This is a genomic window from Paraburkholderia aspalathi (assembly GCF_900116445.1).
GTDB classification, from domain to species: Bacteria; Pseudomonadota; Gammaproteobacteria; order Burkholderiales; family Burkholderiaceae; genus Paraburkholderia; species Paraburkholderia aspalathi.
Window position 1 is genome coordinate 104,117 of the sequence record NZ_FPBH01000016.1, and the last position, 22,191, is coordinate 126,307.

The 22,191-nt window shown below is 61.9% G+C and carries 19 protein-coding genes; 10 read left to right on the top strand and 9 right to left on the bottom strand.

What is annotated here, in order from left to right:
- Positions 1–29: 29 nt before the first annotated feature.
- The gene (locus BM438_RS23400) at positions 30–1,139 is read right to left on the bottom strand and encodes an OpgC domain-containing protein (RefSeq protein ID WP_093638546.1); all 1,110 of its coding nucleotides are present in this window, start codon (positions 1,137–1,139) and stop codon (positions 30–32) included.
- A 548-nt stretch (positions 1,140–1,687) separates the two neighbouring features.
- Between BM438_RS23400 and BM438_RS23405 the strand changes: the two genes are divergently transcribed.
- Positions 1,688–2,860 carry a porin gene (locus BM438_RS23405; protein WP_093638550.1) on the top strand — a complete coding sequence of 391 codons (1,173 nt, stop codon included), beginning with the start codon at positions 1,688–1,690 and terminating at the stop codon, positions 2,858–2,860.
- An 85-nt stretch (positions 2,861–2,945) separates the two neighbouring features.
- On the opposite strand, the gene BM438_RS23410 is transcribed toward BM438_RS23405, so the two are convergent.
- Positions 2,946–3,245: a hypothetical protein gene (locus tag BM438_RS23410; RefSeq protein ID WP_234486661.1), complete on the bottom strand. Its 300-nt coding sequence runs from the start codon at positions 3,243–3,245 to the stop codon at positions 2,946–2,948.
- Between the two features lie 253 nt (positions 3,246–3,498).
- Positions 3,499–4,086: an NUDIX domain-containing protein gene (locus tag BM438_RS23415; RefSeq protein ID WP_093638558.1), complete on the bottom strand. Its 588-nt coding sequence runs from the start codon at positions 4,084–4,086 to the stop codon at positions 3,499–3,501.
- 123 nt (positions 4,087–4,209) lie between these two features.
- On the opposite strand from BM438_RS23415, the gene BM438_RS23420 reads away from it, so the two are divergent.
- From BM438_RS23420 to BM438_RS23445, 6 genes are all read left to right on the top strand, one after another.
- A complete protein-coding gene (locus BM438_RS23420) occupies positions 4,210–4,965 on the top strand; it encodes a DeoR/GlpR family DNA-binding transcription regulator (RefSeq protein ID WP_093638836.1) in 756 nt (251 codons plus the stop codon).
- 446 nt (positions 4,966–5,411) lie between these two features.
- Positions 5,412–8,240, top strand: coding sequence for a xanthine dehydrogenase family protein molybdopterin-binding subunit (locus BM438_RS23425; RefSeq protein ID WP_093638561.1), 2,829 nt, complete (start codon positions 5,412–5,414; stop codon positions 8,238–8,240).
- The gene (locus BM438_RS23430) at positions 8,237–8,968 is read left to right on the top strand and encodes a (2Fe-2S)-binding protein (protein WP_093638565.1); all 732 of its coding nucleotides are present in this window, start codon (positions 8,237–8,239) and stop codon (positions 8,966–8,968) included. Before BM438_RS23425 ends, BM438_RS23430 begins: the two co-directional genes overlap by 4 nt.
- Positions 8,965–10,227: a c-type cytochrome gene (locus tag BM438_RS23435; protein ID WP_093638569.1), complete on the top strand. Its 1,263-nt coding sequence runs from the start codon at positions 8,965–8,967 to the stop codon at positions 10,225–10,227. The genes BM438_RS23430 and BM438_RS23435 overlap by 4 nt, the downstream gene beginning before the upstream one ends.
- 281 nt (positions 10,228–10,508) lie before the next feature.
- Positions 10,509–10,925, top strand: a complete 417-nt coding sequence (locus BM438_RS23440; RefSeq protein WP_093638574.1) for a hypothetical protein — start codon at positions 10,509–10,511, stop codon at positions 10,923–10,925.
- Positions 10,926–11,475: 550 nt separating this feature from the next.
- Entirely contained in the window at positions 11,476–12,441 is a 966-nt protein-coding gene (locus BM438_RS23445; RefSeq protein ID WP_093638577.1) for a peptidoglycan DD-metalloendopeptidase family protein, read from the top strand.
- A gap of 169 nt (positions 12,442–12,610) precedes the next feature.
- Here the strand turns inward: BM438_RS23445 and BM438_RS23450 are convergent, their stop codons facing one another.
- Both BM438_RS23450 and BM438_RS23455 read right to left on the bottom strand, forming a co-directional pair.
- Complete coding sequence (locus BM438_RS23450; RefSeq protein WP_093638581.1) at positions 12,611–13,429, bottom strand: alpha/beta fold hydrolase; 819 nt, start codon at positions 13,427–13,429, stop codon at positions 12,611–12,613.
- Positions 13,430–13,897: 468 nt separating this feature from the next.
- Positions 13,898–14,296, bottom strand: coding sequence for a hypothetical protein (locus BM438_RS23455; RefSeq protein ID WP_093638585.1), 399 nt, complete (start codon positions 14,294–14,296; stop codon positions 13,898–13,900).
- Positions 14,297–14,644: 348 nt separating this feature from the next.
- Here BM438_RS23455 and BM438_RS23460 point away from each other — a divergent pair, with 348 nt between their 5' ends.
- The 3 genes from BM438_RS23460 to BM438_RS23470 are packed head-to-tail and all read left to right on the top strand — an operon-like array spanning position 14,645 to position 18,626.
- On the top strand, positions 14,645–15,100 hold the full coding sequence (locus BM438_RS23460; RefSeq protein ID WP_093638590.1) for a (2Fe-2S)-binding protein: 456 nt from the start codon (positions 14,645–14,647) through the stop codon (positions 15,098–15,100).
- A gap of 1 nt (position 15,101) precedes the next feature.
- The gene (locus BM438_RS23465; RefSeq protein WP_093638593.1) at positions 15,102–17,336 is read left to right on the top strand and encodes a xanthine dehydrogenase family protein molybdopterin-binding subunit; all 2,235 of its coding nucleotides are present in this window, start codon (positions 15,102–15,104) and stop codon (positions 17,334–17,336) included.
- Positions 17,337–17,345: 9 nt separating this feature from the next.
- Positions 17,346–18,626, top strand: a complete 1,281-nt coding sequence (locus BM438_RS23470) for a c-type cytochrome (protein WP_093638596.1) — start codon at positions 17,346–17,348, stop codon at positions 18,624–18,626.
- An 80-nt stretch (positions 18,627–18,706) separates the two neighbouring features.
- On the opposite strand, the gene BM438_RS23475 is transcribed toward BM438_RS23470, so the two are convergent.
- The 4 genes from BM438_RS23475 to BM438_RS23490 all read right to left on the bottom strand — a co-directional run bounded on the left by BM438_RS23475 (position 18,707) and on the right by BM438_RS23490 (position 22,177).
- The gene (locus BM438_RS23475; RefSeq protein WP_093638600.1) at positions 18,707–19,363 is read right to left on the bottom strand and encodes an amino acid ABC transporter permease; all 657 of its coding nucleotides are present in this window, start codon (positions 19,361–19,363) and stop codon (positions 18,707–18,709) included.
- Positions 19,364–19,365: 2 nt separating this feature from the next.
- The gene (locus BM438_RS23480) at positions 19,366–20,121 is read right to left on the bottom strand and encodes an amino acid ABC transporter permease (RefSeq protein WP_093638605.1); all 756 of its coding nucleotides are present in this window, start codon (positions 20,119–20,121) and stop codon (positions 19,366–19,368) included.
- A 67-nt stretch (positions 20,122–20,188) separates the two neighbouring features.
- Positions 20,189–21,013: a transporter substrate-binding domain-containing protein gene (locus BM438_RS23485; protein ID WP_093638610.1), complete on the bottom strand. Its 825-nt coding sequence runs from the start codon at positions 21,011–21,013 to the stop codon at positions 20,189–20,191.
- A gap of 90 nt (positions 21,014–21,103) precedes the next feature.
- Positions 21,104–22,177: an ABC transporter ATP-binding protein gene (locus BM438_RS23490; protein WP_093638613.1), complete on the bottom strand. Its 1,074-nt coding sequence runs from the start codon at positions 22,175–22,177 to the stop codon at positions 21,104–21,106.
- Positions 22,178–22,191 lie beyond the last annotated feature (14 nt).

A 22,191-nucleotide genomic window follows, 5' to 3' on the forward strand; every position in this document is an offset into this window, starting at 1 on the left:
GCTCGCGCGCGCATGCGCACGCCGCTTACTCAGGGCGACGTTCTGAGACGCAAGCTCCAGAGGTGCGTCGCGAAGCGCTTGAGCGGCTCAGATGCTCTCGCAACGGCGAACAGCGCACCGACTGCACATGCATCCGCTATCAGCCCGAGGGGATAGTTCAGATAGCCGTCAGTCGCCGCATACAGCACCGAATCGACGACCAGCGAAATCACGGCGCCCGCGATAAAGCACAGCAACCCTTTACGCCCGATCATGCCGACCCACGGCATCCATTGAGCGAGCTTCCTTGCCCAGCCGAGCTGGATCAGGTTGGCGACGAGCCAGGCAATCGCCAGAAAATTGATCGCGCGCAGATAGGAGAGATTTTGCTTGAAGCTGGCGTCAAGCGGCTCGCGTTCGATAAAGAGTTTGTAGTAGGCCGCGGCGGCGACCACGGCGAACGCGAGCACGCTCACCAGCCAGCCGAGCCGGTGCGCGCTGATCCGGTGATAAACCGGCTGGCAACGTGCCAGCACGCCGAGCACGAACAGCAACTGCCAGGCAAACGGGTTGAAGTCCCAGTGCATGTCCGGCGCGGCGGGCAGGTAGGCGTCGATCGCCGGTGCGCCTGCCCACAGCGCAACGCTGCCGGCCAGCAGCAGCCATGACTTGCTGCGCGCGAGCGGCAGGATCATCGGCACCAGCAGCGCGAAGAACGCGTACATCGGCAGCACGGAAGCGAGATAGGGCTGACGGCGGAACAGCAAGATGTCGCGCAGGGCGGCCACGGGGGTATCCATCAGATCGTCGAGATCCGTGGTGGCGAGATTCGGGCCGTCGATACTGAACGCGGTCAGCACCGCGCTGACCAGCAGCATCAAGCCGGCCGTGATGAGGAAGGCGCGATAGATTTCGAGCGAGCGCCGCAGGAAGCGGCTGCGCGCCGTCGCCTCGTTACGCCGTTCGGCGAGTGCCGCGTAGGCCGTCGCCGTGGCGAAGCCTCCGAGGAACACGAAGACTTCGGCCGCATCGCACAGCGCATAGGCGTGCAGCGTAACGCGCGACAGAATGCTGCCGCCGATGTGATCGACGACGATGATCAGGAGGACCAGCCCGCGGAAAAAATCGAGCTCGATCAAGCGGGATTGCGACTTTTGCATTGTGTAGTGCCAAAAGCAGCCCCGTGCGACGGCGCGCTAGTTCAGCGCAGCAGGCGTCTCACAAAGCTTTTGAAATTGGATTAGGTGTTGCGGCGGGCGGCGGACTGATGGATGCGCGACCCGCGGGGCGGTCATCCGTGTCGCCGCTTGAACCGGCCATGCCAGGCGCGGCTGCAGAGGCCAGTAAAAATGACCCATTTGAGGGCGCAGAGTTCCGCTGCAGCGCCGCAAAAGCTTTCGATTATATTTCCTTCCATGACAAAACTGCTGCGAAACCCGCAAGGCCGACGCGCCTAATGCGACACCCAGCTTAAGTCCCGACGGCGCGGCGCCGTTTACCTGAATAAGCGTTGCGAAAAAAGGGGCTGCCCCACGCAGTGGAGATTTCGCAACGTTTTGAGATATGCGCGCGACACCTGATGGACGGCGACGTAACGGCGTGTGAGGATTTCTTCAAAGCGCGTCGGGGTCGCTAAACGCCTCGAGAAGCGTCAATAAGAAAGCGGTCGGATCGAGTTGTCCCATTACTCGAGCTCAGGGAGATCTTCATGAACAAGCAAGTGTTCGCGCTGGCTGTCTCCACTGCTTTGTCCGCCACTTCGTTAGCGATTTTCTCCCTGCCTGCTTTTGCCCAGACGAGCGTGACGCTGTACGGCGTGCTCGATGAAGGCATCAACTACACCAACAATGTCGGCCGCGGCCATGTCTATGAACTCGCGAGCGGCTATGCGCAAGGCAGCCGCTGGGGTTTGAAGGGCGCCGAGGAACTGGGCGGCGGCCTGAAGGCGATCTTCCAGCTTGAAAACGGCTTCGACGTCAGCTCCGGCCGGCTCAACCAGGGCGGCCGGATGTTCGGCCGCCAGGCGTTCGTCGGCCTGAGCTCGGAGCCATACGGCACCTTGACGTTCGGCCGCCAGTACGACTCGGTGGTGGACTATCTGGCACAGACCACGGCCAACGGCAACTGGGCCGGTTCCCTGTTCTCGCACCCGTACGATAACGACAACACCGATAACTCGTTCCGTCTCGACAACAGCGTCAAGTACACCAGCCCGTCGATCTCGGGCTTCCAGTTCGGCGGCGTCTACAGCTTCAGCAACGACACCGGCTTCGCCAACAATCGCGCCTACAGTTTCGGCGGCCAGTACACCTATGGCGGACTGCTGGTTGCCGCGGCCTATCTGCAGGCCGACAATCCCGGCAACGGCTCAAACGGCGCGATCACCGCGAACGACGCCAGTTTCATCGCCGCCCGCATGCGCGTGTTCGGCGGCGGGATCACTTATACCTTCGGCCCGGCCACGGCGGGCTTCGTGTACACCAACTCGAACTATCTGGATCCGACCGGCAACGGCTATCTCGGCGTGACGCCGCTCGTGCCGCCGGGTGTGCTGTTGAACTCGCTGAAGTATCAGAACTTCGAGGTGAACGGCAAGTATCAGATTTCGCCAGTGCTGTTCGTCGGCGCGCAGTACGTCTACACGATGGAAACCTACGACGCCACGAGCGGCGGCGTGAAGCCGAAGATTCATTCGTTCGGCCTGATGGCGGACTACAACCTGTCTAAACGCACCGATGTGTACATTCAGGGCGAATACCAGCAGGTGGCCGGCGACCCCACCTATTCGATTCTGGACGACGCCTTCACGCCCGGCACGCAGTCGCCGTCATCGACGTCGAAGCAGGTCGTGGTGCGCGCGGCGATACGGCATAAGTTCTAGGAGATGGCAGGGCTCGCCGGTGGTGGGCTGAATGATGACTGCTGAGCCCTGGCGCGATGGATATCGCTTCCCGTACGACGGGAGATCAATTCATCACGTAGTTCTGAATCAGAATCCCGACTGCCACGCCGGCGGGAATGCCGAACGTTCTACCGCGAATAGTCGCGGTTAGATCTTCATCGAGTACGAAACTGCAGCGGCGTTCACGCCAGACGGTCTTATAAGCCAATGGTTTTGCATCGACGATAACGAGCGAAATGAGCACGGTGAGGATGACCTGTTCCAAAGCATGCAGTTTCGCGATAAACGGCGAAAAATCACCAGCATTGCACAGCAATACCATTACGACTGCAGCGATCAGGGCGCCGAAAAAGAAGCCACCCATGAATCTGTTCGCTGAATTAAGAGAATCCACTTAAACCTCAAATCATTCGCCGGCTTTATGAAGCTGACGAAGTAAAAAATATACTGACGGAAATGGTTTGCCCGTTCAAAGACCTGCCTCGCAATGACCGGGAGGCAGGTAGGCTTTAAAAGGACCCATAAGGATATTTTTTTGACGTTCGCCGACATATCGTCCTTTTCCCAAAGTCGCGTGGGATTAGTCTGAAATGCCGCGGCTTGTGGCGAGGCAACGCTTACGCGCAGAACAGATTCAACTTTGCGTACTGCAACAACATGATTGTCTTCCCGTCGACGATCTCGCCGCGCTCGACCATCGCCAGCGCTTCGTTCACCGGTAGCTCCAGCACCTCGATATCTTCGCCCTCGTCGGCAATGCCGCCGCCCGCGCTGACTTTCGCCACCGCATCATATTCAGCGACGAAAAAGTGCAGCTTTTCTGTCACCGAACCCGGGCTCATGAAGGCTTCGAACACCTTGCGCACTTCATGCACGCGGTAGCCGGTTTCCTCTTCGACTTCGGCGCGAATCCGTTCTTCGGGCGAGGCTGCTTCCAGCAGACCCGCCGGCGCCTCGATCAGCATGCCGTGATGACCGTTGACGAACGCCGGTAGTCGGAATTGCCGCGTCAGCACCACCGTGCGGCGGCGCGGGTCGTATAGCAACAGCGTCGCGCCGTTGCCGCGATCGTAGGTTTCGCGGCTCTGGCGCTGCCAACGGCCGTCCGCGCGTTGGTAGTCGAAGGTGGTTTTCTTCAGCACGTACCAGTCGTCCGATAGCACTTTCACGTCGACGATCCGCACCCGCCCGGCGACTTCGTTCATGGCTCGCATCCTGTTCCATTGGGAAACGCGGTCTGCACCGCATGCAATTTATGGTATCGTGCAATATCGTGCAAAAACAAGAAATTTCGTGCAGTTAGTCAAAATGCTTCCGGGATGACCACCGTGCTCACATCGCAAAGAAAACAGTTGATCCTTGACGCGCTCAAGCGTGACGGGCAGGTGATCGCCAGGACCTTGAGCGTCGAGTTCGACGTCTCGGAGGACACCATCCGCCGCGATCTGCGCGAGCTCGCCGCCGAGGGGCAGCTTCAGCGCGTGCATGGCGGTGCCTTGCCGGCGTCGCCGGCAGCGGTGGATTTTGCCGGGCGCGAGCGCATTGAATCGGCGTCGAAAGCGGCGATCGGCCGGGCGGCGGCGGGCATGATCGCGCGTGGGCAGATTGCGTTCATCGACGGCGGCACGACGGCCGTGCAACTGGCGCGTCACTTGCCGCGCGACTTGCGGGCGACGATCGTCACGCACAGCCCGAGCATCGCCGTCGAACTGGCTGAGCACGCCGAGCTTGAGGTGATCATGATCGGCGGGCGTCTGTTCCGGCATTCAATGGTCAACGTGGGCGCGGCAGCTATCGAATCGCTCAGCCACATTCGCGCTGACTTCTACTTCATGGGCGTCACGGGCGTGCATCCGCAAGCGGGCCTGAGCACCGGCGATATGGAGGAGGCCTACGTGAAGCGCGCGCTCGCGGAACATGCGGCGGAAACCGTGGTGCTGGCGTCGGCGGAAAAACTCAATGCGGCGTCGGCGTACAAGATCGCGGACGTGTCGGCGGCCAGCACGATCGTCGTCGAGCGGAACACACCGGAGGTGCTGACCACGCCGTTCGAAGCATTGGGGATCACGATTCTGCGTGCTTAGTTAAGTACGCTTTAGTAAGTACGCTCGCGACAAAATAGCGGCCATCGTTGATCAGCGACAGATAACAGAAAGTGCAATAAACCCACTGTTATAACGATTCATACCCAATCCGTTATTTGCGAGATAGCTGACAAAAAATGACGCACCGTGCGTCTAAACAGCGAGATAATCCCGGCCCTTGGCCCTCTGTAGGGCAGGGAAAAGGCAACTCACGGTAGTTCAAGGTCAATCAGATCGACTGCGGCAGCCGAAGTGATGGCTACTGCACGTCGCCGGTACGCCCGGGCTCAAGCAAGCGCCCGCGGTTCGAACACCTCCCTCGTGGTTATCGCCGTCCAGCGCAGGTTCGCCACGCGCGAGCAAGCGTGTGGTCTCGCGCGAGACCTGACGTTTTCCACGATCGTCCTGCTCACGAGTTGCCGCTGTGTTCACTAAAGGAGAAGTCCATGGGGAAACTCGACCTTTCGCGTCGTAGTTTTCTGAAGGCCAGCGTGTTGGCGGGTGTGTCGGTGTATATCGCGCCGATGGGCAGCCGCGCATTTGCTGCGTTGTTCGAAGACAAAATTCTGACGCCGGTTCAGTGGGACGCCGCCAATGGGCAGGCGAAATTCCGCATCGACGGTATCGCCAAAGTGACGGGCTCGAAAGTGTTCGCGCGCGACATCCGCGCCGCCGACATGCCGCACTGGCCGCAGCAGCAATCGCACGCCTTCATCCTGCGCACCACGCAAGCCGACCGCAGCTATGAAGGCTTTGACCTGTCGCTGCTCGGCGACGATCTGAAACCCGACCGCGTGGTGACGGCGGCCGATCTGGTGCGCGACGGCCTGATCTTCCCGGCCTTCTACGGCGACGACATGTTGCTGCCGCCGGGCAAGACGCCCGCGTATCTCGGCCAGGCGGTCGCGATCCTGATCTATCACGACTTCGCGCGCTTCCGCTTCGCAAAAGACAAGCTCAAGTTCCAGGATCAGATCATCCGTTACGGTGCGCAAACCGGGCCGCTCGAGCGCGATCCGTGGGGCACGTTCCGCTTCGTGCGCGTCGGCGGCAAGACGCCGTATGACGACGATATCTTCTCCAGTCTGAAAGACGCGCCGGTGTTCCCGAGCATGATGCGCAAGCACCAGCCGGTGTGGCCGGACGGCGTCGAACACGGCAAGCTCGACGAGCAGGGCATGTTCCACGCCGGTCAAATCCAGCAGGAACTGGATCATCCGTCGGCGGACTGGCTCGTCATGGAGCGCGAGTACAACACGCAGTCGATCGACACGGCCGCGCTCGAACCCGACAACGCGAACTGCTGGTACGACGCGGCGACGCAATCGCTGCACATGGTCGTGCCGACCCAGGCGCCGTCCGAAGTTGCCGACAGCGCGGCCGGCATGGTCGCGAAGTGCGCGTTTCCGGTGAAGAACCTGTTCATTCACCCGTGCTACACGGTGGGCTACGGTTCGAAGGATCACTTCAACGTGCCGTTTTACGGCCTCGTCTGCGCGATGTATGCGGACGGCCGCCCGGTGCGTCTTGCGAACGATCGCTACGAGCAGTTCCAGACGTCGTTGAAACGCCATGCGTTCAAGATGAACTACCGGATCGCCGTCGATAAGAACACAGGTCTGATGCAGTCGTTCAAGGCCGCGATGGAAGCGGACGGCGGCGGGCGGTGCAACTTCTCGCCGTCGGTGGCGATGGTCGGCGCGACGGCTGCGCAATCGATCTATTACTTCCCGAAGAACGATCTCTCGGCGGTGGCGATTGCTTCGCGCGCGATCGACGCTGGTTCGGCGCGCGGTTACGGCACGCTGCAAAGCATGGCTGCGACCGAAATGATGGTCGACGAAATCGCCGCGCAACTGAAACTCGATCCGATCGACTTTCGCCTGAAAAACGCACTGCGTTCGGGCATGAAGAACACCCAGGGCGCGGTGCCCGCGGGCGCGATTCGCGTCGACGACGTGTTGCAGAAGGCGAAGGTTCATCCGCTGTGGGTGAATCGCGCAAAGCGTAAGGCCGAGTTCGAAGCCGCGCATCCGGGCAAGCGGTATGGCGTCGGTTTTGCGTGTGTGCAAAAGGACTTCGGCACGGGCGCGGAAACCTCGTTCGCCAAGGTCGAGTTCAGCGCCGACGGCAAGATCGGTTTGCAACACACGGCAGCCGAAATCGGTACCGGCATGTCGACCTCGCAGGCGATCGCGGTCGCGAAGTGGCTCGGCAAGCCGGCCACCGACGTGCATGTCGCGATCACCGATTGGCCCGATCTGCCGGTCGTCACGAGCGGCGATCCGTACATGATGTCGCAAGCTGACCAGGACAAGCTGGCCGCGAATCCGCGCTGGTCGCCCGGTTATGCGTCGCCGTCGAGTGCGACGAATTCGGCGTTTTATTTCACGCACAGCACGCGCGAAGCGGCACGCGTCGTTTTCGCGCACGGTTTGTGGCCGGCGGCGATGGCGATCTGGAGCCAGGGTGGCGGCGGTGGTCAAGCCGCGCCGCTGGTGGTACGCATGGAGGACGCGCGTTGGGTCGACGGCAAGCTGTCCGCGGCGGGGCTCGAAGCGTTGCCGTTCGAACAGCTCGCGAAGAAGGCGCACGAGTTGGGTCTGGTCACCGGCGCGACGGTGCACGTATTCAATCGCTGGCAATGGACCGAGTCGGACTTCGAGATCGACGGCAATGTCGAGCGCCTGCCGCTCGATGGGCTTGCGCTGAGATATGGCGACAACGCTTCGGCCGATAAAAGGAAACTGCAAACCACGCCGAACCATTACCGCGTGCTCGATCGTCAGCGCGTATTCATTCCGCCGGTTCAGCGCAACAACGCGGCCGTGACGTATTACAGCGCGGTCGGCACGCTGGTCGAGTTGTCGGTGCATGAAGCGAGCGGCAAGGTGGACCTGCTCGCCCATCACTCGATCATGGAGTGCGGCAATCAACTCTCGCCGCAACTTGTGTCGGGCCAGCTGCAAGGCGGCCTTGCGATGGGCATCGGCCACGCATTGCACGAATATCTGCCGCTCTATGAAGACGGTCCTGGCAACGGCACGTGGAACTTCAATCGCTATCACTTGCCGCGCGCGACTGATGTCGCCGTCTGGACCCAGACCGGCGAAGTGCTGCCTCCGCTCACCGAGACCGATCCGCCGAAGGGCATCGCCGAAGTGGTGATGATTCCGGTGGTCGGCGCCATCGTGAACGGTATCGCGCACGCGATCGGACATCGCTTTACCGACCTGCCGGTCACCCCGCAACGTATTCAGGAGGTGCTCGCATGACGGCCCCCACTCAAACTTCCCCTAGTGCTGCGAGCGCCGTTGTTGCCTCGAGCACCGTTTCTGACGCTTCTGCTTCCATCGCAGCTACTTCGGCCTCCGGTCCCGCGAGCGCTGCTTCTGGTGCCACGGGCGTTGCCGCCAGCGCGCCAGCCGCAACCGTAGTCGAGCGTCCGTTGACGCACTTCCGCACGCTGCCGGTATCGGTCAAGGTGAACGGCGAAATCGTCGGCCCGACCGACGTGCCGGCCGGTCTGATGATGATCGACTTCCTGCACGAGTATCTGCACCTGACCGGCTCGCGACTCGGCTGCGGCCAGGGCATCTGCCACGCGTGCGTCGTGATCGTCGACAAGCCGGACGGCACCAGCGAAGAAGTGCGTACCTGCATCACGGGCGCGAATTTTTTCCACGGCAAAACCATTCGCACGATCGAAGGCCACGCGAAGCGCAACGAAGCAGGCGAGGTCGTCGAACTGTCGCCGATCCAGCAGAAGTTTCTCGAACACTTCAGTTTTCAGTGCGGTTACTGTACGCCCGGTTTCGTCAATGCGGCGACCGTGCTGATCGAACGTCTGAAGCGTCAGCCAATTGCCAAGGACAAGGTCGAGCAAACCATCACCGAGGCGCTGAACGACCATATCTGCCGCTGCACGGGCTACGTGCGCTACTACGAAGCCGTGAAGGAGGTTGTGATGACCACGCCTGGCCTCGTAAAGGACGCGGCATGATGACTCCCTCGATGAATGTGCGTCGCGCGTTGCTGCTGCTCGGCACGGCCGCTTTGCTAAGCGCTTGCGGCAAACAGGACGACTCCGCCGCAGCGATGCGGGCCGCTGCCGCAATGGGTCCGCAATCCACCGCCGCCGATCCGCTCGCACGCGGCCGTTACCTCGTGAAAGCCGCCGATTGCGCGGCCTGCCACACCACGTCGGATGGCGCGCCGTTCGCCGGCGGCGTGAAGCTGGCCTCGCCGTTCGGCACCTTCTATGGCACCAACATCACGCCGGACAAGGACCACGGCATCGGCAACTGGAGTGCGGACGATCTCTACAAGGCGCTGCACGACGGCGTCACACCGACGAAGCAGTTGTATCCGGCCATGCCGTACACGTCCTACCGCCAGTTGTCGCGCGCGGATAGCGATGCGATCTACGCATACCTGATGGCGCAGAAGCCGGCGGCCGTGGCGAACCACGAGCCTGAGTTATCGTTCCCGTTCAACATGCGCTTTGGCGTGCGCTTCTGGAACTGGGTGTTCCTGAAGGACACGTTGCCGGATGCGTCGAAAGGGCAGTCCGCAGATTGGAATCGCGGACGCTATCTGGCGAGCGCACTCGGCCATTGCGCCGAATGTCATACGCCGCGCGGCAAGTTCGGCCAACTCGACGGCGCCAAATCGCTGACGGGCGCGGCGCTCGGCAGGATCGCCGCACCGGACATCACGCCGCATGGTTTGGCAGCACGCGGCTGGACCGCCGCGGACCTGCAGACATTCTTCGCCACAGGCATTGCGCCGCAAGGCTCGGCTTTCGGCGAGATGTATCCGGTCGTGCATCTGAGCAGTCAGTACATGACGCATGACGATCTGCGCGCGATGTCGACCTATCTGCTCGGCGATCAGGCGCCGGCGCCGCAACCATTGCAATCGGTCTCCGCCGATGCCGCGCAACTCGAGGCGGGGCGCAATGTGTATCTCGCGGTGTGTGCGGGCTGTCACGGGCTGAGCGGCGAGGGCAAGCCTCACGTTGCGGTGCCGATGCACGGCAACTCGACAGTGCGTCAAAGCGATGCGCACAACCTGATCGTGGCGATGCTCGACGGCATCGGTGCGCAGGATTTTCCGGGCCTCGAGCGGATGCAGGAGATGCCGGGCTTCGCCACGCAACTCAGCGACACGGAACTCGCGCAGCTTGCTAACTATCTGCGCGCGACGTACGGCGGCCAACCCGCCGATGTGACAGCCGATGCGGTGAAGGCGTTGCGTTGAAGCATGCCATGCGTTGGGCGTTGGAAATGAAGCGCTAATCGTTGTGTAAGAAAGAGCCGGTGCCGATATGGGCACCGGCTTTTTTTATGTGCTCGCCACGGGGCAACCAAACCGCCAGGCCAACGATTGACGTCTTTTCACGCCGATCCTCGTGTCTCCCGCGAATGGCGCGCAATGAACTCGCGCCTAATGGTCTGCTCAAACGGTATCGCGTCGTTGCTGTCCGGCGGCGCGCCGTACGTTTCGCCGTAGACCGATCCGATGTCCTTCACGGAGACTTCATGAGCAATCTCGCAACGCAGGTTCTTCCTCATCATAGTGACCCTCATTCGGTGGGCGCGCCGCTGGCTTGCGTACAGGGTACGATCAGCAAGGTTTTCCTCAGCCCGGAATTTCACCACGCCGCCGAACATCAGCAATTCGTCATCAAGATCGACAGTGTCGTGAAGTTCGACGGCGGCACGCAGAACCTCGTCGGTACCGAAGTATTCGTTGCCGTGCGGTACGGCGACAGCGAAGGGCTCGCGCAGGAAATTCCCGGTCTGCAGGTCGGCCAGCCAATCGAGGCGCAAGGCGAATACATCGCCCAAGCCAGCGCCTATCCCACCGCCGATAACAACAACCCCGTTCTGCCGGTGCTGCATTTCACGCATCATCCGGTCGGTTTCGTGTTGTACCAAGGTCATACCTACAGCTAGGTCAGGCCAGTCGCTGCGGCCGGGCGGACGCACGTCTGTCCGGCCGCTCGCCTGCGCATTTCCCCATCTTCGCTTCCCGTCTCGCGTACCGGCAATTCAAGTTTTTGCAGCGTTCTGCCGATAAGCAAACGTAATCGTCCGGTCGTCGGGCGGCGCGGCCGTCTGCGGTCTTCGCGGTCATGCGCGTTGAGACGCGAGGCCGACACCGCGGGTGAGGACTGGTTGCGGATGCAACCGTCTCTGCATCACCGTAAGTAAGGTTTGTATCTGTTTGTGTGGACCGGGACGTTTTTTGCAAAACGCACTTTACAATTCCGCGTGAATTTTAATCGGCAATCTGGCCCTTTTCGCGGAAGATCGGCTGTTTTCGAGCATTCAGCATCTGGGCATCCAGTAAGGCGAAAGGGATTGGGTTGGACGGCAGGGCACGGGTGGGCGCCGCACGAGGCGGCCTCGCTGTGTCGCGGCAGAAAGCAGCGCTTCGTCAGAATGCGCGCATCGCACGCGACAGGGCAGCATCCGGCTCGCCAATAAAAAGCAGGAGTCGAACATGTTGGGAAAGCGTTTCGACAGAACAATGATGGCCAGTCTGGCTGGCGTGTGGGTCGCGCTGGCCGTCAGCGGTTGTGCGAATGTGGGACAGCAGGACGCGCAAACTGGCGCGGCATCGGGCGCATCGGCTGCGTCCGGTGTGCCGGCAGCGGCTGCCGCGCCGGCTTCCGGTGCGCTTGCAGGTTCGTCGGTCCAGTCGGCCGCCGACGACGGCACGCCGCTTAAGAAGTCGCCGCCGTTGGTGTATCGCGTCAAGCGTGGCGACACGTTGGCGCGCATCGCGCAGCATCATCATTGCAGTGTCAGGCAGTTACAGGCGTGGAACGGGCTCAAGCCGTCCTCGCGATTGAAGCTTGGGCAGGTGTTGCACGTCGCTTCGCCGGAAACGGTGCGGGCAGCCAATGCGGCAGCCGCCGCTGCGAAGGCTGCGGCGGCGTCCGCGCCCGCTGCTCCGCTTGCCGCGCAACAGGCGCCGGCGACAACTACGTCGCAGACAACGGCGCAGTCCGCTACGCCATCAGCCGCTCCATCAGCCGCGCCTAGCGCCGCCGAGGCACGCGAAGTCGCGCAGCAAACTTCGCGGCACGCGAACGGCGTGTCGCTGGCATGGCCTGCAGGTGGCCGTGTAGTCGAAGCATTCCAGCCGGGCGAAACACGCGGCATCGAAATCGGCGGCAAGCCCGGCGATCCGGTGCGGGCCGCGGCCGACGGCAAGGTGATGTACGCCGGCACCGGTTTGAACAGTTACGGCAGTCTGATCATCGTTCAGCACAACAAGGACTTTTTGACCGCGTACTCGCATAACCGCAAGCTACTGGTCAAAATCGGCGACATCGTGCGGCAAGGCCAGCAGATTGCCGAGATGGGCGATGAGAACAACTCGCGCGTCTCGGTCGGCTTCGAGTTGCGCCGCGACGGTAAGCCGGTTGATCCGATGCCGTATTTGCCGCAAGGGCGCGGTTAGGCGCGCCTAAGAATCAGCCGGCGATTTTTCGCCAACACCAAACAAGCAGCGATCCCGGCCAGTCATTTGCCGGGATCGCTGCTTCGTCACATCCTCGCATTCGGGTCCTCCGGGTCCTCCGGGTCCACTACCGGGCAGATCAGACCGGCTACCCATAACGCGCCTTCCTTCAATCGAACCAGCGCAGCGCCGCTGCAACGATCGCTTCGGGCGCATCTTCCTGCACCAGATGACCGGCCTTGGGCACCGCCTGAAAGCGTGCCTCGGGTATGACTGCCGCCAGTTGCCGGCCGCGTTCGAGCGGAATCCATTGGTCGTCTTCGCCCCACAGGATTTGCGTCGGGCAACGCATCTGCGAATAACGTGTTTCGACCGCATCGGTATAGCGCTGATCCATCTGGGCGATCTGGCGGTAGAACGCGGCTTGTCCCGTTGCGCCGAGCCACGGCGTCACATAAGGCGCGAGTTCTTCGTCCGGAATATCGCGAGCAATCGCGCCGCGCACGTACGCTTTCACGACCGCTTCGTGGATATACGGCGGTAGCCCGGCGAACGCCGCGCCGTGTTCGCGCACGTGCTGCACGAACGGCGAACCCCATGGCGCGACTGCCACCGGATCGATCAGCGTGAGGCTGCGATAGTCGCACCCATCAATGAGATGCGCGCGCAAGGAAGTCGCGCCGCCGAAATCGTGCGCGATGATGTCCGGATTCGTCAGGTCCCAATGCGCGAGCAATTCCGCCAGCAGCACGTTCTGCACGCCGAGCGAGACGTCCTGAGCGTCGCGTTGCTCGGATTGGCCGTAGCCAAGCAGATCGTAGTAATACACCGTGCGCACTTGCGCGAGATGCGGGGCGATGCGATGCCACACATACGAAGAAAACGGTGTGCCATGAACCAGCACCAGCGGCGGGCCGTTGCCGGTCACGCGAAAACGCACGGTTTGATCACGGAACGTATAGCTTTCAGGAAGCGGCCAGTTTTGCATGATGATGAGCGTCGCGAGAAAGTCTGCTTACCTTAGCAGGGTGCTCCGAAGCGCGCTGACCGGCTTTTCGTAGCATGCTCCGAGTGCCTCCCGCAAAAGCTCACCTTTGTTTTATTCAGCAAAGCCAGGCAAATTGAAAAGATTGTGAAGCACGGCGTCGCTGCATTGAATGGTGGGTGGCGCGGATATAACGCACTGTTACGAAACGCGCATAAATCACCTTGAAACAAGGTATTTTTGTGCTGGCAGGATTCGGGAAGCCTGGTAATCGTCGAGGACGCGGCGATTCGGTATTCAACGAAGCGATGCGCCCAAGGCCAGAATGTGCGCGCGGCAATGGTGAGCGAATTCGGGAGCCGAAGGTTCAATCAATGCGGAATGCCACGCCCCCGCGTTCCACCAAAGCGACGACCTCCGGCCAACGCCAACGAAGCCCAACGAGCCCCAGGCGAAGGAACACGCCGCCGGCTACTTCGCTTCAACGCCGCGCAGCAATTGCGAAACCTGGCCGTGGTGATGCAGGATCGCCGGGTCGACTTGCAGGAGCGGCAAGTAGCGCGGCAGGAATGCGTTGTTGGGCTGGTCGGGAGAAAAGAGGCCGGAGACGGCTTCGGCTGCGGCGAGCCGATCGGCGGCGTCCGCTTCTTTGTCGTCGAGAATCTCGTCGACGTTGGCAATGACCGTGGAGAGCGGCGTAAGCCAGCGGAACGCCGAGCCGTTAATGAGCACCTGCAGGAAGGCCGCCGGGGTCACAGGGCCGAATTCCTTTTCGTACGCCGCGCGCTCGTGATCGAGAATCGATTTATGCAACGCCAGTAGCGGTTTGCGAATTTCCGAGAGGAATTGAATGCATTGCTGGTCGTTCATCTTGCCGCTCCTTCGGATAGTCAAACCAATGCCGCAATGGTAACGCATTGATTTGAATCTCGTTTCACTTCCGGCAAGCGCCGCCGCGAAGTCCTTTTCGCCGTGTGAATGCGCACGCGGACATGTCACGTTGTCGGCGAACTTCTTTATCCACGGCTACAATTTCCGGGTCCCTTCCAGCGCACGCGCGCTGCACATCATTTACTGTACTCGTTGACCTGCAATTGAACAGTAGCCGCATGACGTATTAGCACGGCGTGTCGAATAAACACGGCAAGTCTTTGCGTTTTGGTTCGACGTCTCTGTCTAAACAGCCTGACAAACAATAAACCCCACCCGGAGCCGCCCATGACAACGTTCAACATTAACGGCCAGACTCATACCGTCGACGCACCCCCCGACATGCCCCTCCTGTGGGTCTTGCGCGACCTCGTCGGCTTGACCGGCACCAAGTTCGGATGTGGTATCGCTCAATGCGGCGCGTGCACCGTGCATCTCGATGGCGTCGCGGTGCGCTCGTGCGTGCTGCCGGCAGCGGCCGTCGGCGACAAGAAAATCACCACCATCGAAGCGGTCGGCAGCACGCCGGCTGGGCAGAAGGTGCAGCAGGCGTGGCGTCAGCTGGACGTCGTGCAATGCGGCTACTGTCAGTCCGGGCAGGTGATGTCGGCGGCTTCGCTAATCGCGAGCAACCCCAATCCAAGCGATGCGGATATCGACGCTGCCATGGCCGGCAACATCTGCCGCTGTGGGACGTACAACCGCATCCGCGCGGCGATCAAGCAAGCCGCGAAGGGAGCCTGACATGTCCCAGGGATTGCTCGATTCACAAAACGACGCGCAACCGCCGAAGGGCGGCATCTCGCGCCGCACCTTCCTCAAATTCGGCGTCACGGTGGGAGCTGCAACTGGCGGCGGCTTGCTGCTCGGCTTCAGCATGCCGGCCGCCAGTCAAGACCAGAAGGCCGGCAAATCCGTGATCGGCGGCGATGGGGATGAAGCGCCACAAAGCGGCGTGTTCGCGCCGAACGCTTTCATCCAGATCGACACCGCGGGCAAGGTCACGCTGGTGATCCCGAAGGTCGAAATGGGGCAAGGCGTCTACACATCGATCCCGATGCTGATCGCCGAAGAGCTCGAAGTGCCGCTCGATTCGGTCACGCTCGACCACGCGCCGCCGAACGAAAAGCTCTTCATGGATCCGCTTCTCGGCGGCCAGCTCACCGGCGGCTCGACGTCGATCCGCTATGCATGGGAGCCGATGCGCCGGGCTGGCGCGACTGCACGCACCGTCTTGATCAGCGCTGCCGCGCAGCAATGGCAAGTCGATTCGGCGAGCTGTCACGCGCAAGCCGGGCAGGTGATTCATGCGGCGAGCAATCGCAGCATCGGCTACGGCCAGCTGGTGACGGCCGCAGCCAAACTGCCCGTGCCGCAGAACGTCAAGTTGAAAGATCCGAAAGACTTCAAGGTGATCGGCACCGCGGTGAAGCGCCTCGATTCACCCGGGAAGGTCGACGGCACGGCGATGTTCGGACTGGACGTGCGCGTGCCGGACATGGTCTACGCGGCCATCGCGAACTGCCCGGTGTTCGGCGGCACGCTCGCGAGCGTCGACGATACCAACGCGAAGAAGATTCCGGGCGTGCGCCAGGTCGTCAAAGTGGATAACGCGGTCGCCGTGATCGGCGATCACACGTGGGCCGCCAAACGCGGTTTGCAGGCGCTGGATATTAAATGGAACGAAGGCGCGGGCGCGCAGATCGGGATGAAGCAGATCGTCGACGATCTCGCCAAGGCCGCGCAGCAAAACGGTGCGGTGGCGCGTAAAGACGGCGACGTAAACAACGCGTTTTCAAACGCGAAGACGCGCGTCGACGCCGTGTATCAGCAGCCGTTCCTCGCGCACGCCACGATGGAGCCGATCAACTGCACGGTGCACGTGCGGCCCGACGGCTGCGATGTCTGGCTCGGCTCGCAGGTGCCGACGCGGGTGGTGGACGCCGCGGTTGCCGTCACCGGTTTGCCGGCTGACAAGATCGTCGTGCACAACCATCTGATTGGCGGCGGCTTCGGCCGGCGGCTCGAGTTCGACATGGTCACGCAGGCGGTCAAGATCGGCAAGCAGGTGTCGACGCCGGTGAAGGTTGTCTGGACGCGCGAAGAAGACATCCAGCACGACATGTACCGGCCGTATTACTACGACAAGATCTCCGCCGGCCTCGACGCGAACGGCAAGCCGATCGCGTGGCAGCACCGGATTGTCGGCTCGTCGATCCTGGCGCGTTTCGCGCCGCCCGCGTTCAAGAATGGTATCGACCCGGATGCGGTGGAAGTCGCCTCGGATCTGCCGTACGACTTGCCGAATCAGCTGATCGACTATGTGCGCCAGGAACCGCATGCAGTACCGACGGCGTTCTGGCGCGGCGTGGGGCCGACGCGCGGCACCTTCGTGGTCGAGAGTTTCATCGACGAGCTCGCCACTCAGGCGAAAATCGATCCGGTGAAATATCGCCAGGATCTGCTGGGCAAAACGCCACGCGCGCTGAACGTGCTCAATACGGCCACGCAGGCGGCGAACTGGGGCAGCGCGGTGCCGAAGGGGCAGGGGCGCGGCGTGTCGGTGATGCATGCGTTCGGCAGCTTCTTTTCGATGGTGGTCGACGTTGCGGTCGATCAGGGCGAGGTGGCCGTCAAGCGGGTCGTGTGCGCGGTCGATTGCGGGATGGTGGTGAATCCGAACACGATCGAAGCGCAGGTACAGGGCGGCATCATCTTCGGCATCACGGCGGCGCTCTACAGCGAGATCACGATCAAGGACGGTCGCGTGGAGCAGAACAATTTCACCGACTACCGGATGCTGCGCATCGATCAGGCACCGCCGATCGAGGTGCATATCGTGAAGAGCAGCGAGGCGCCTGGCGGCATCGGCGAACCGGGTACGGCGGCGCTCGCGCCGGCTTTGACGAACGCGATTTTTGCGGCGACCGGCAAGCGGCTGCGGCAATTGCCGGTCGGCAGTCAACTACAAACCGCCTGAGAGCCCAACATGAAAAACACACTCAAGGGTTTCGGTGCAGCGCTGTGTGTGGCGTTGCCGTTCCTCACCCAAGCTCCGGTACAAGCGGCGGATCAGGCACTGGTGCAACGCGGCGCCTATCTTGCGAAGGTTGGCGATTGTGTCGCTTGCCATACGGCGCCGAAGGGCAAGCCGTTCGCGGGCGGCCTGCCGATGACCACGCCGATGGGCCAGATCTACACCACAAACATCACGCCGGATCAGCAAACTGGCATCGGCAGTTACACGGAAGAGGACTTTGCGAAAGCGATGCGCGAAGGCGTCGCGAAAGACGGGCACAACCTGTATCCGGCGATGCCGTATCCGTCGTATGCGAAGGTCAACGACGACGACATGAAAGCGCTGTATGCGTACTTCATGAGCGGCGTCGCGCCGGTGTTGCAGGCGAATCGCGAGCCGGACATCAAATGGCCCTTGAACATGCGTTGGCCGTTGAAGTTCTGGAACATGGTGTTCCTGGAGAAGGGTGCCTATCAGGACAAGCCGGGCAAGGATGTCGCGTGGAATCGTGGCGCGTATCTGATTCAGGGCCTGGGGCATTGCGGCTCGTGTCATACGCCGCGCGGCATCGCATTCCAGGAGAAGGCGCTGGACGAAAGCGGCAGCGCGTTCCTGACGGGCGGCGTGCTCGACGGTTGGTTCGCCGCGAACCTGACGGGCGAGCACAACGTCGGCCTCGGTCGCTGGAACGATCAGGATCTGCAGGCGTTCCTGAAGACCGGCGCCAATCGCCATGCGTCGGCATTCGGTTCGATGACCAGTGTGATCAACAACAGCACGCAGGGCATGAACGACACCGACATCGCCGCGATGTCCACCTACCTGAAATCGCTACCGCCGGCGGGCGGCAGTGGCTCGCCGCCTTATACGTACGATCCACAAGCGACGAAGGTATCGCTGAACCGTCCCGCGAACGATGCCGGTGCGCGTGTTTATACGGCGTATTGCATGCACTGCCATGGTGTCGACGGACGCGGCTTTGCGCCAATGCTCGCGCCGTTGGCTGGGAATCCGAACGTGCTGGAGAAGGATTCGTCCTCGCTGATCAATGTGACGCTGAACGGTACGGAGGATCTGGTGATCGGCGGCATTCCCGCGCCGTATCCGATGCCGAAGTACGCACCGGTGCTCAACGACCAGCAGATCGCCGATGTACTGACCTTCGTGCGGGCCGGGTGGAATAACGGTGGGTCGCCTGTCACGGCGGGCGACGTAGCGAAGTTACGGAAGTCGACTCAAGCGGCTCGATAGAAGCAACGGGCTGACAATGAAAAAAACGGCAACCGTGTAAAACGGTTGCCGTTTTTTATAAACCCGCAGAAAAGATAGCGTTAGCGGTGCTGCCCCACCTTCTGCCGCTTCTCCAGCACCCGCGCGTACCAGGTCAACGGGAAACACATTGCGAAGTAAATCATCGCGACCATGCCGTAGATCGGGAATGGGCGGAATGCTGCGTTGGTGATCATCGTGCCGGTCTTGGTCAATTCCGTGAAGCCGATGATCGACGCGAGCGCCGTGCTCTTCACCACTTGCACGAGGAAGCCGACCGTCGGCGCCACGGCGATCTTCAGCGCCTGCGGCCAGATGATGTAGCGCAGTTGCTGGCTGAACGTCATGCCCAGACTCGCGCCCGCGGCCCATTGACCACGCGGCACGGCTTCCACGCAGCCGCGCCAGATATCGACCAGATACGCGCTGGTATAAAGCGTCAACGTGACGGTTGCCGCGACCCAGGGCGAGACATCGACACCCAACAGAGGCAGGCCGAAGAACGCCAGAAACAGCTGCATCAACAACGGCGTGCCTTGGAACACTTCCACATACACCACGACGATTCGCCGCAGCCACGGCAACGGCGACACGCGCATCGCGAGCAGGATCAGCCCGACAATGCCACCACCGACAAACGCGATCAGCGACAACAACACCGTCCAGCGGGCGGCGAGCAACAGATTGCGGGCGATGTCCCACAGCGTGAATTCGACCATGATCAGCGCTCCGTCGGCAAAGTGCGGGCGGCGGTGCGCCACATCAGGCGGGTGCGCCAGTTACGCGGCGCGCTGTCGCTGCTGCCGCCGCGAGCGACGCGGCCCGCGAAGAGGCCACGGCCGAGCCGGTTCATGAGTTGCCGCAATACGATCGACAACACCAGATACGTCGCGGTGATGATCACGTAGCTCTCGAACGAGCGGAAATTGCGCGACTGGATGAAGTTGGCCGCATAGGTCAGATCGGGCACCGAAATCTGCGAGACCACCGCCGAACCGAGCATCACGATCAACACCTGGCTCAGCAGCGCGGGAAACACGTTGGCGACCGCCTGCGGCAGCACGACGTAGCGAAATACTTGCCGTCCATGCAGGCCGAGCGCTTGCGCCGCCTGCACCTGACCGCGCGGAATCGAGTCAATACCGGCGCGCACGATTTCGATTGCGTAGGCGCCGAGATTGACGGTCATCGCCAGAATCGCGGCCTGCACCTCGTCGATATGAATGCCGAGGCTCGGCAGGCCAAAAAAGATGAAGAACAACTGCACGATGAAGGGCGTATTGCGGATCAACTCGACGTAAGTCGCGACGACCCAGCGCGCCCACTTCGGCCCGGCCACGGCGATGCTCGCGCCGCCAATACCGACGAGACCGCCGAGGACGGTGGACACGGCGGTCAGCCCCAGCGTGACGGCGACGCCGCGCGCGAGCAGCCCCGCATAGAGGCCGAAGCCGCTGAAATCGAACGCATAAGTCATAGCGTGGCGCTCATCGTGTGGTCAAACTCCGGCGCGGGCCGGCCTTGCCGGTCCGCGCAATAAAGGTTCAGAGGTCGGCCGGCAGCGGCGCACGCAGCCATTTCTGCGAAATCGCGTTCATGGTGCCGTCCTTGCGGGCCTTGGCAATCGTTTCGTCGACTTTTTGCTTCAGACGCGGCTCATTCTTGTTCAAACCGACGTGATCCGGCGAGCTGAATAGCGAGAACTTCTGCTCGGGATCGTTCGCCGGATGACGCGCGAGAATGGTTGCGCCGACGTCGTTGCCGACTACCATCAACTGTACCTGACCAGAAAGAAACGCCGAAATTGCGCCGTTAGGATCGTCGAATCTTTTGATGTTCGCGCTGGGGGGCGCGATTTTGGTCACGCTCAGGTCTTCCAGCGTGCCGCGCGCAACCGAAATCGACTTGCCGGCGAGGTCGGCGGCGTTCTTCACGGGCAGCGTTTTCGGGCCGAAGACGGCGAGGTAGTAGGGCGCGTAAGGCTGCGAGAAGTCGATCACCTTTTCGCGCTCCGGCGTCTGGCCGACTGAAAGCAGCATGTCAGCCTTGTGGTCGGCGAGGTAGGCCATGCGGTTGTCGCCCGTCACCTGCACGAGTTCGACCTTTGCGTTGAGCGACTTGCCGATCAGGTTGGCGACGTCGATGTCGTAGCCCATCGGCTTCATGTCCGGGCCGATCGAACCGAACGGCGGGTAGTCTTCGAACACGCCGATGCGAACCGTGCCGGACTTGGCGATGTTGTCGAGCGCGTCCGCATGCGCGGCCGACGAAAAGGCGCACAGCGCGCCGAGGCCGGTGAAAGCGAGCGTCGCGGCGAGGGTGGCGAAGACACGGCGCGTGTTCGATTGAGCAACTTGGGGCTGATTCATGGTCTTTCCTCTGTCGAAAACTCGGTATTGGAATGGGTTTCTGTGAACGCTTCAGCGACGCGCCTCGGTGCCATGCCTCAGCGGCACGTTTCAGTGCGCCGCACGGGCGGCGATCAGTTTGCACGCGTGCGGTGGCAACTCCGCGAACACCGGCATGCCGAGCGTGAGGCCCGGCGTTTCGCGCGGCGTGGTCGCGGCAGTTAGCGTGAATCCTGCGCAATCGATCGTGGCTTCCAGCGACGCCCCCACGTCACGGATAAAAGTCACCGTGCCAGCGAGCCGGTTCTGCCCAGCAGCGCCGGACGCCGTTTTAACGCAGACGTCTTCCGGCCGGATCAGCAGACGGATATCGCTGCTGGACTCCGGCATCCGCGCCGGTTGCGCAACCGCAATGCGCGTTCCGCCCGGCAGACTGACGCTGCCTGCGCCGTCGTAGCTGACCGGCAGGATGTTGCCGAGGCCGATGAAGTCAGCGACGAATTCGCTGACCGGATCGCGATAAATATCGAGTGGTTTGCCGACCTGGGCAATCCGGCCTTTCTCCATCACCACGATTTCGTCGGCCATCGTCATCGCTTCGCGCTGGTCGTGCGTCACCATGATCGTCGTGATGCCGAGGCGCTGTTGCAGCAGGCGGATCTCGACCTGCATCGCTTCGCGCAGTTTGGCGTCGAGTGCGGAGAGCGGTTCGTCGAGCAGCAGCAGTTTCGGTTGCGAGGCGATCGCACGGGCAATCGCCACGCGTTGCCGCTGGCCGCCGGAGAGTTGCGTGACCGGCCGGTTCGCCATATGCGGCAACTGGATCAGCTCCAGCAATTCTGTAACACGGCGCGCTTGCGCGTCTTTCGCCGTCTTGCGCAACTTGAGCGGATACGCGACGTTCTGCGCCACGGTCATATGCGGGAACAGTGCGAGCGACTGGAACACCATGCCGAAGTCGCGCTGGTTCGCAGGCAGATGCGTGATGTCGCGGCCTGCAAAATTGATGCTGCCCGAGCTCGGCGTTTCCAGCCCCGCGATCATCCGCAGGAGCGTGGTCTTGCCGCAGCCGGACGGCCCGAGAAAGCACACCAGCTTGCCGTCGGGCACGCTCAGATCGACGCTGTCGACGGCATAGGCCGCGTTGAAGCGCTTGGTCACGGCCTGCAAGGTCAGATGGGTCATCGAATGCTCCAGCA

Bases quoted from the DNA above. Each gene is read 5' to 3' on its own strand.
- BM438_RS23445 (WP_093638577.1), top strand. From the start codon at position 11,476: ATGTTGGGAAAGCGTTTCGACAGAACAATGATGGCCAGTCTGGCTGGC.
- BM438_RS23400 (WP_093638546.1), bottom strand. From the start codon at position 1,139: ATGCAAAAGTCGCAATCCCGCTTGATCGAGCTCGATTTTTTCCGCGGG.
- BM438_RS23480 (WP_093638605.1), bottom strand. From the start codon at position 20,121: ATGACTTATGCGTTCGATTTCAGCGGCTTCGGCCTCTATGCGGGGCTG.
- BM438_RS23450 (WP_093638581.1), bottom strand. From the start codon at position 13,429: ATGCAAAACTGGCCGCTTCCTGAAAGCTATACGTTCCGTGATCAAACC.
- BM438_RS23415 (WP_093638558.1), bottom strand. From the start codon at position 4,086: ATGAACGAAGTCGCCGGGCGGGTGCGGATCGTCGACGTGAAAGTGCTA.
- BM438_RS23475 (WP_093638600.1), bottom strand. From the start codon at position 19,363: ATGGTCGAATTCACGCTGTGGGACATCGCCCGCAATCTGTTGCTCGCC.
- BM438_RS23485 (WP_093638610.1), bottom strand. From the start codon at position 21,013: ATGAATCAGCCCCAAGTTGCTCAATCGAACACGCGCCGTGTCTTCGCC.
- BM438_RS23440 (WP_093638574.1), top strand. From the start codon at position 10,509: ATGAGCAATCTCGCAACGCAGGTTCTTCCTCATCATAGTGACCCTCAT.
- BM438_RS23465 (WP_093638593.1), top strand. From the start codon at position 15,102: ATGTCCCAGGGATTGCTCGATTCACAAAACGACGCGCAACCGCCGAAG.
- BM438_RS23490 (WP_093638613.1), bottom strand. From the start codon at position 22,177: ATGACCCATCTGACCTTGCAGGCCGTGACCAAGCGCTTCAACGCGGCC.
- BM438_RS23430 (WP_093638565.1), top strand. From the start codon at position 8,237: ATGACGGCCCCCACTCAAACTTCCCCTAGTGCTGCGAGCGCCGTTGTT.
- BM438_RS23460 (WP_093638590.1), top strand. From the start codon at position 14,645: ATGACAACGTTCAACATTAACGGCCAGACTCATACCGTCGACGCACCC.
- BM438_RS23410 (WP_234486661.1), bottom strand. From the start codon at position 3,245: ATGGGTGGCTTCTTTTTCGGCGCCCTGATCGCTGCAGTCGTAATGGTA.
- BM438_RS23470 (WP_093638596.1), top strand. From the start codon at position 17,346: ATGAAAAACACACTCAAGGGTTTCGGTGCAGCGCTGTGTGTGGCGTTG.
- BM438_RS23435 (WP_093638569.1), top strand. From the start codon at position 8,965: ATGATGACTCCCTCGATGAATGTGCGTCGCGCGTTGCTGCTGCTCGGC.
- BM438_RS23455 (WP_093638585.1), bottom strand. From the start codon at position 14,296: ATGAACGACCAGCAATGCATTCAATTCCTCTCGGAAATTCGCAAACCG.
- BM438_RS23405 (WP_093638550.1), top strand. From the start codon at position 1,688: ATGAACAAGCAAGTGTTCGCGCTGGCTGTCTCCACTGCTTTGTCCGCC.
- BM438_RS23425 (WP_093638561.1), top strand. From the start codon at position 5,412: ATGGGGAAACTCGACCTTTCGCGTCGTAGTTTTCTGAAGGCCAGCGTG.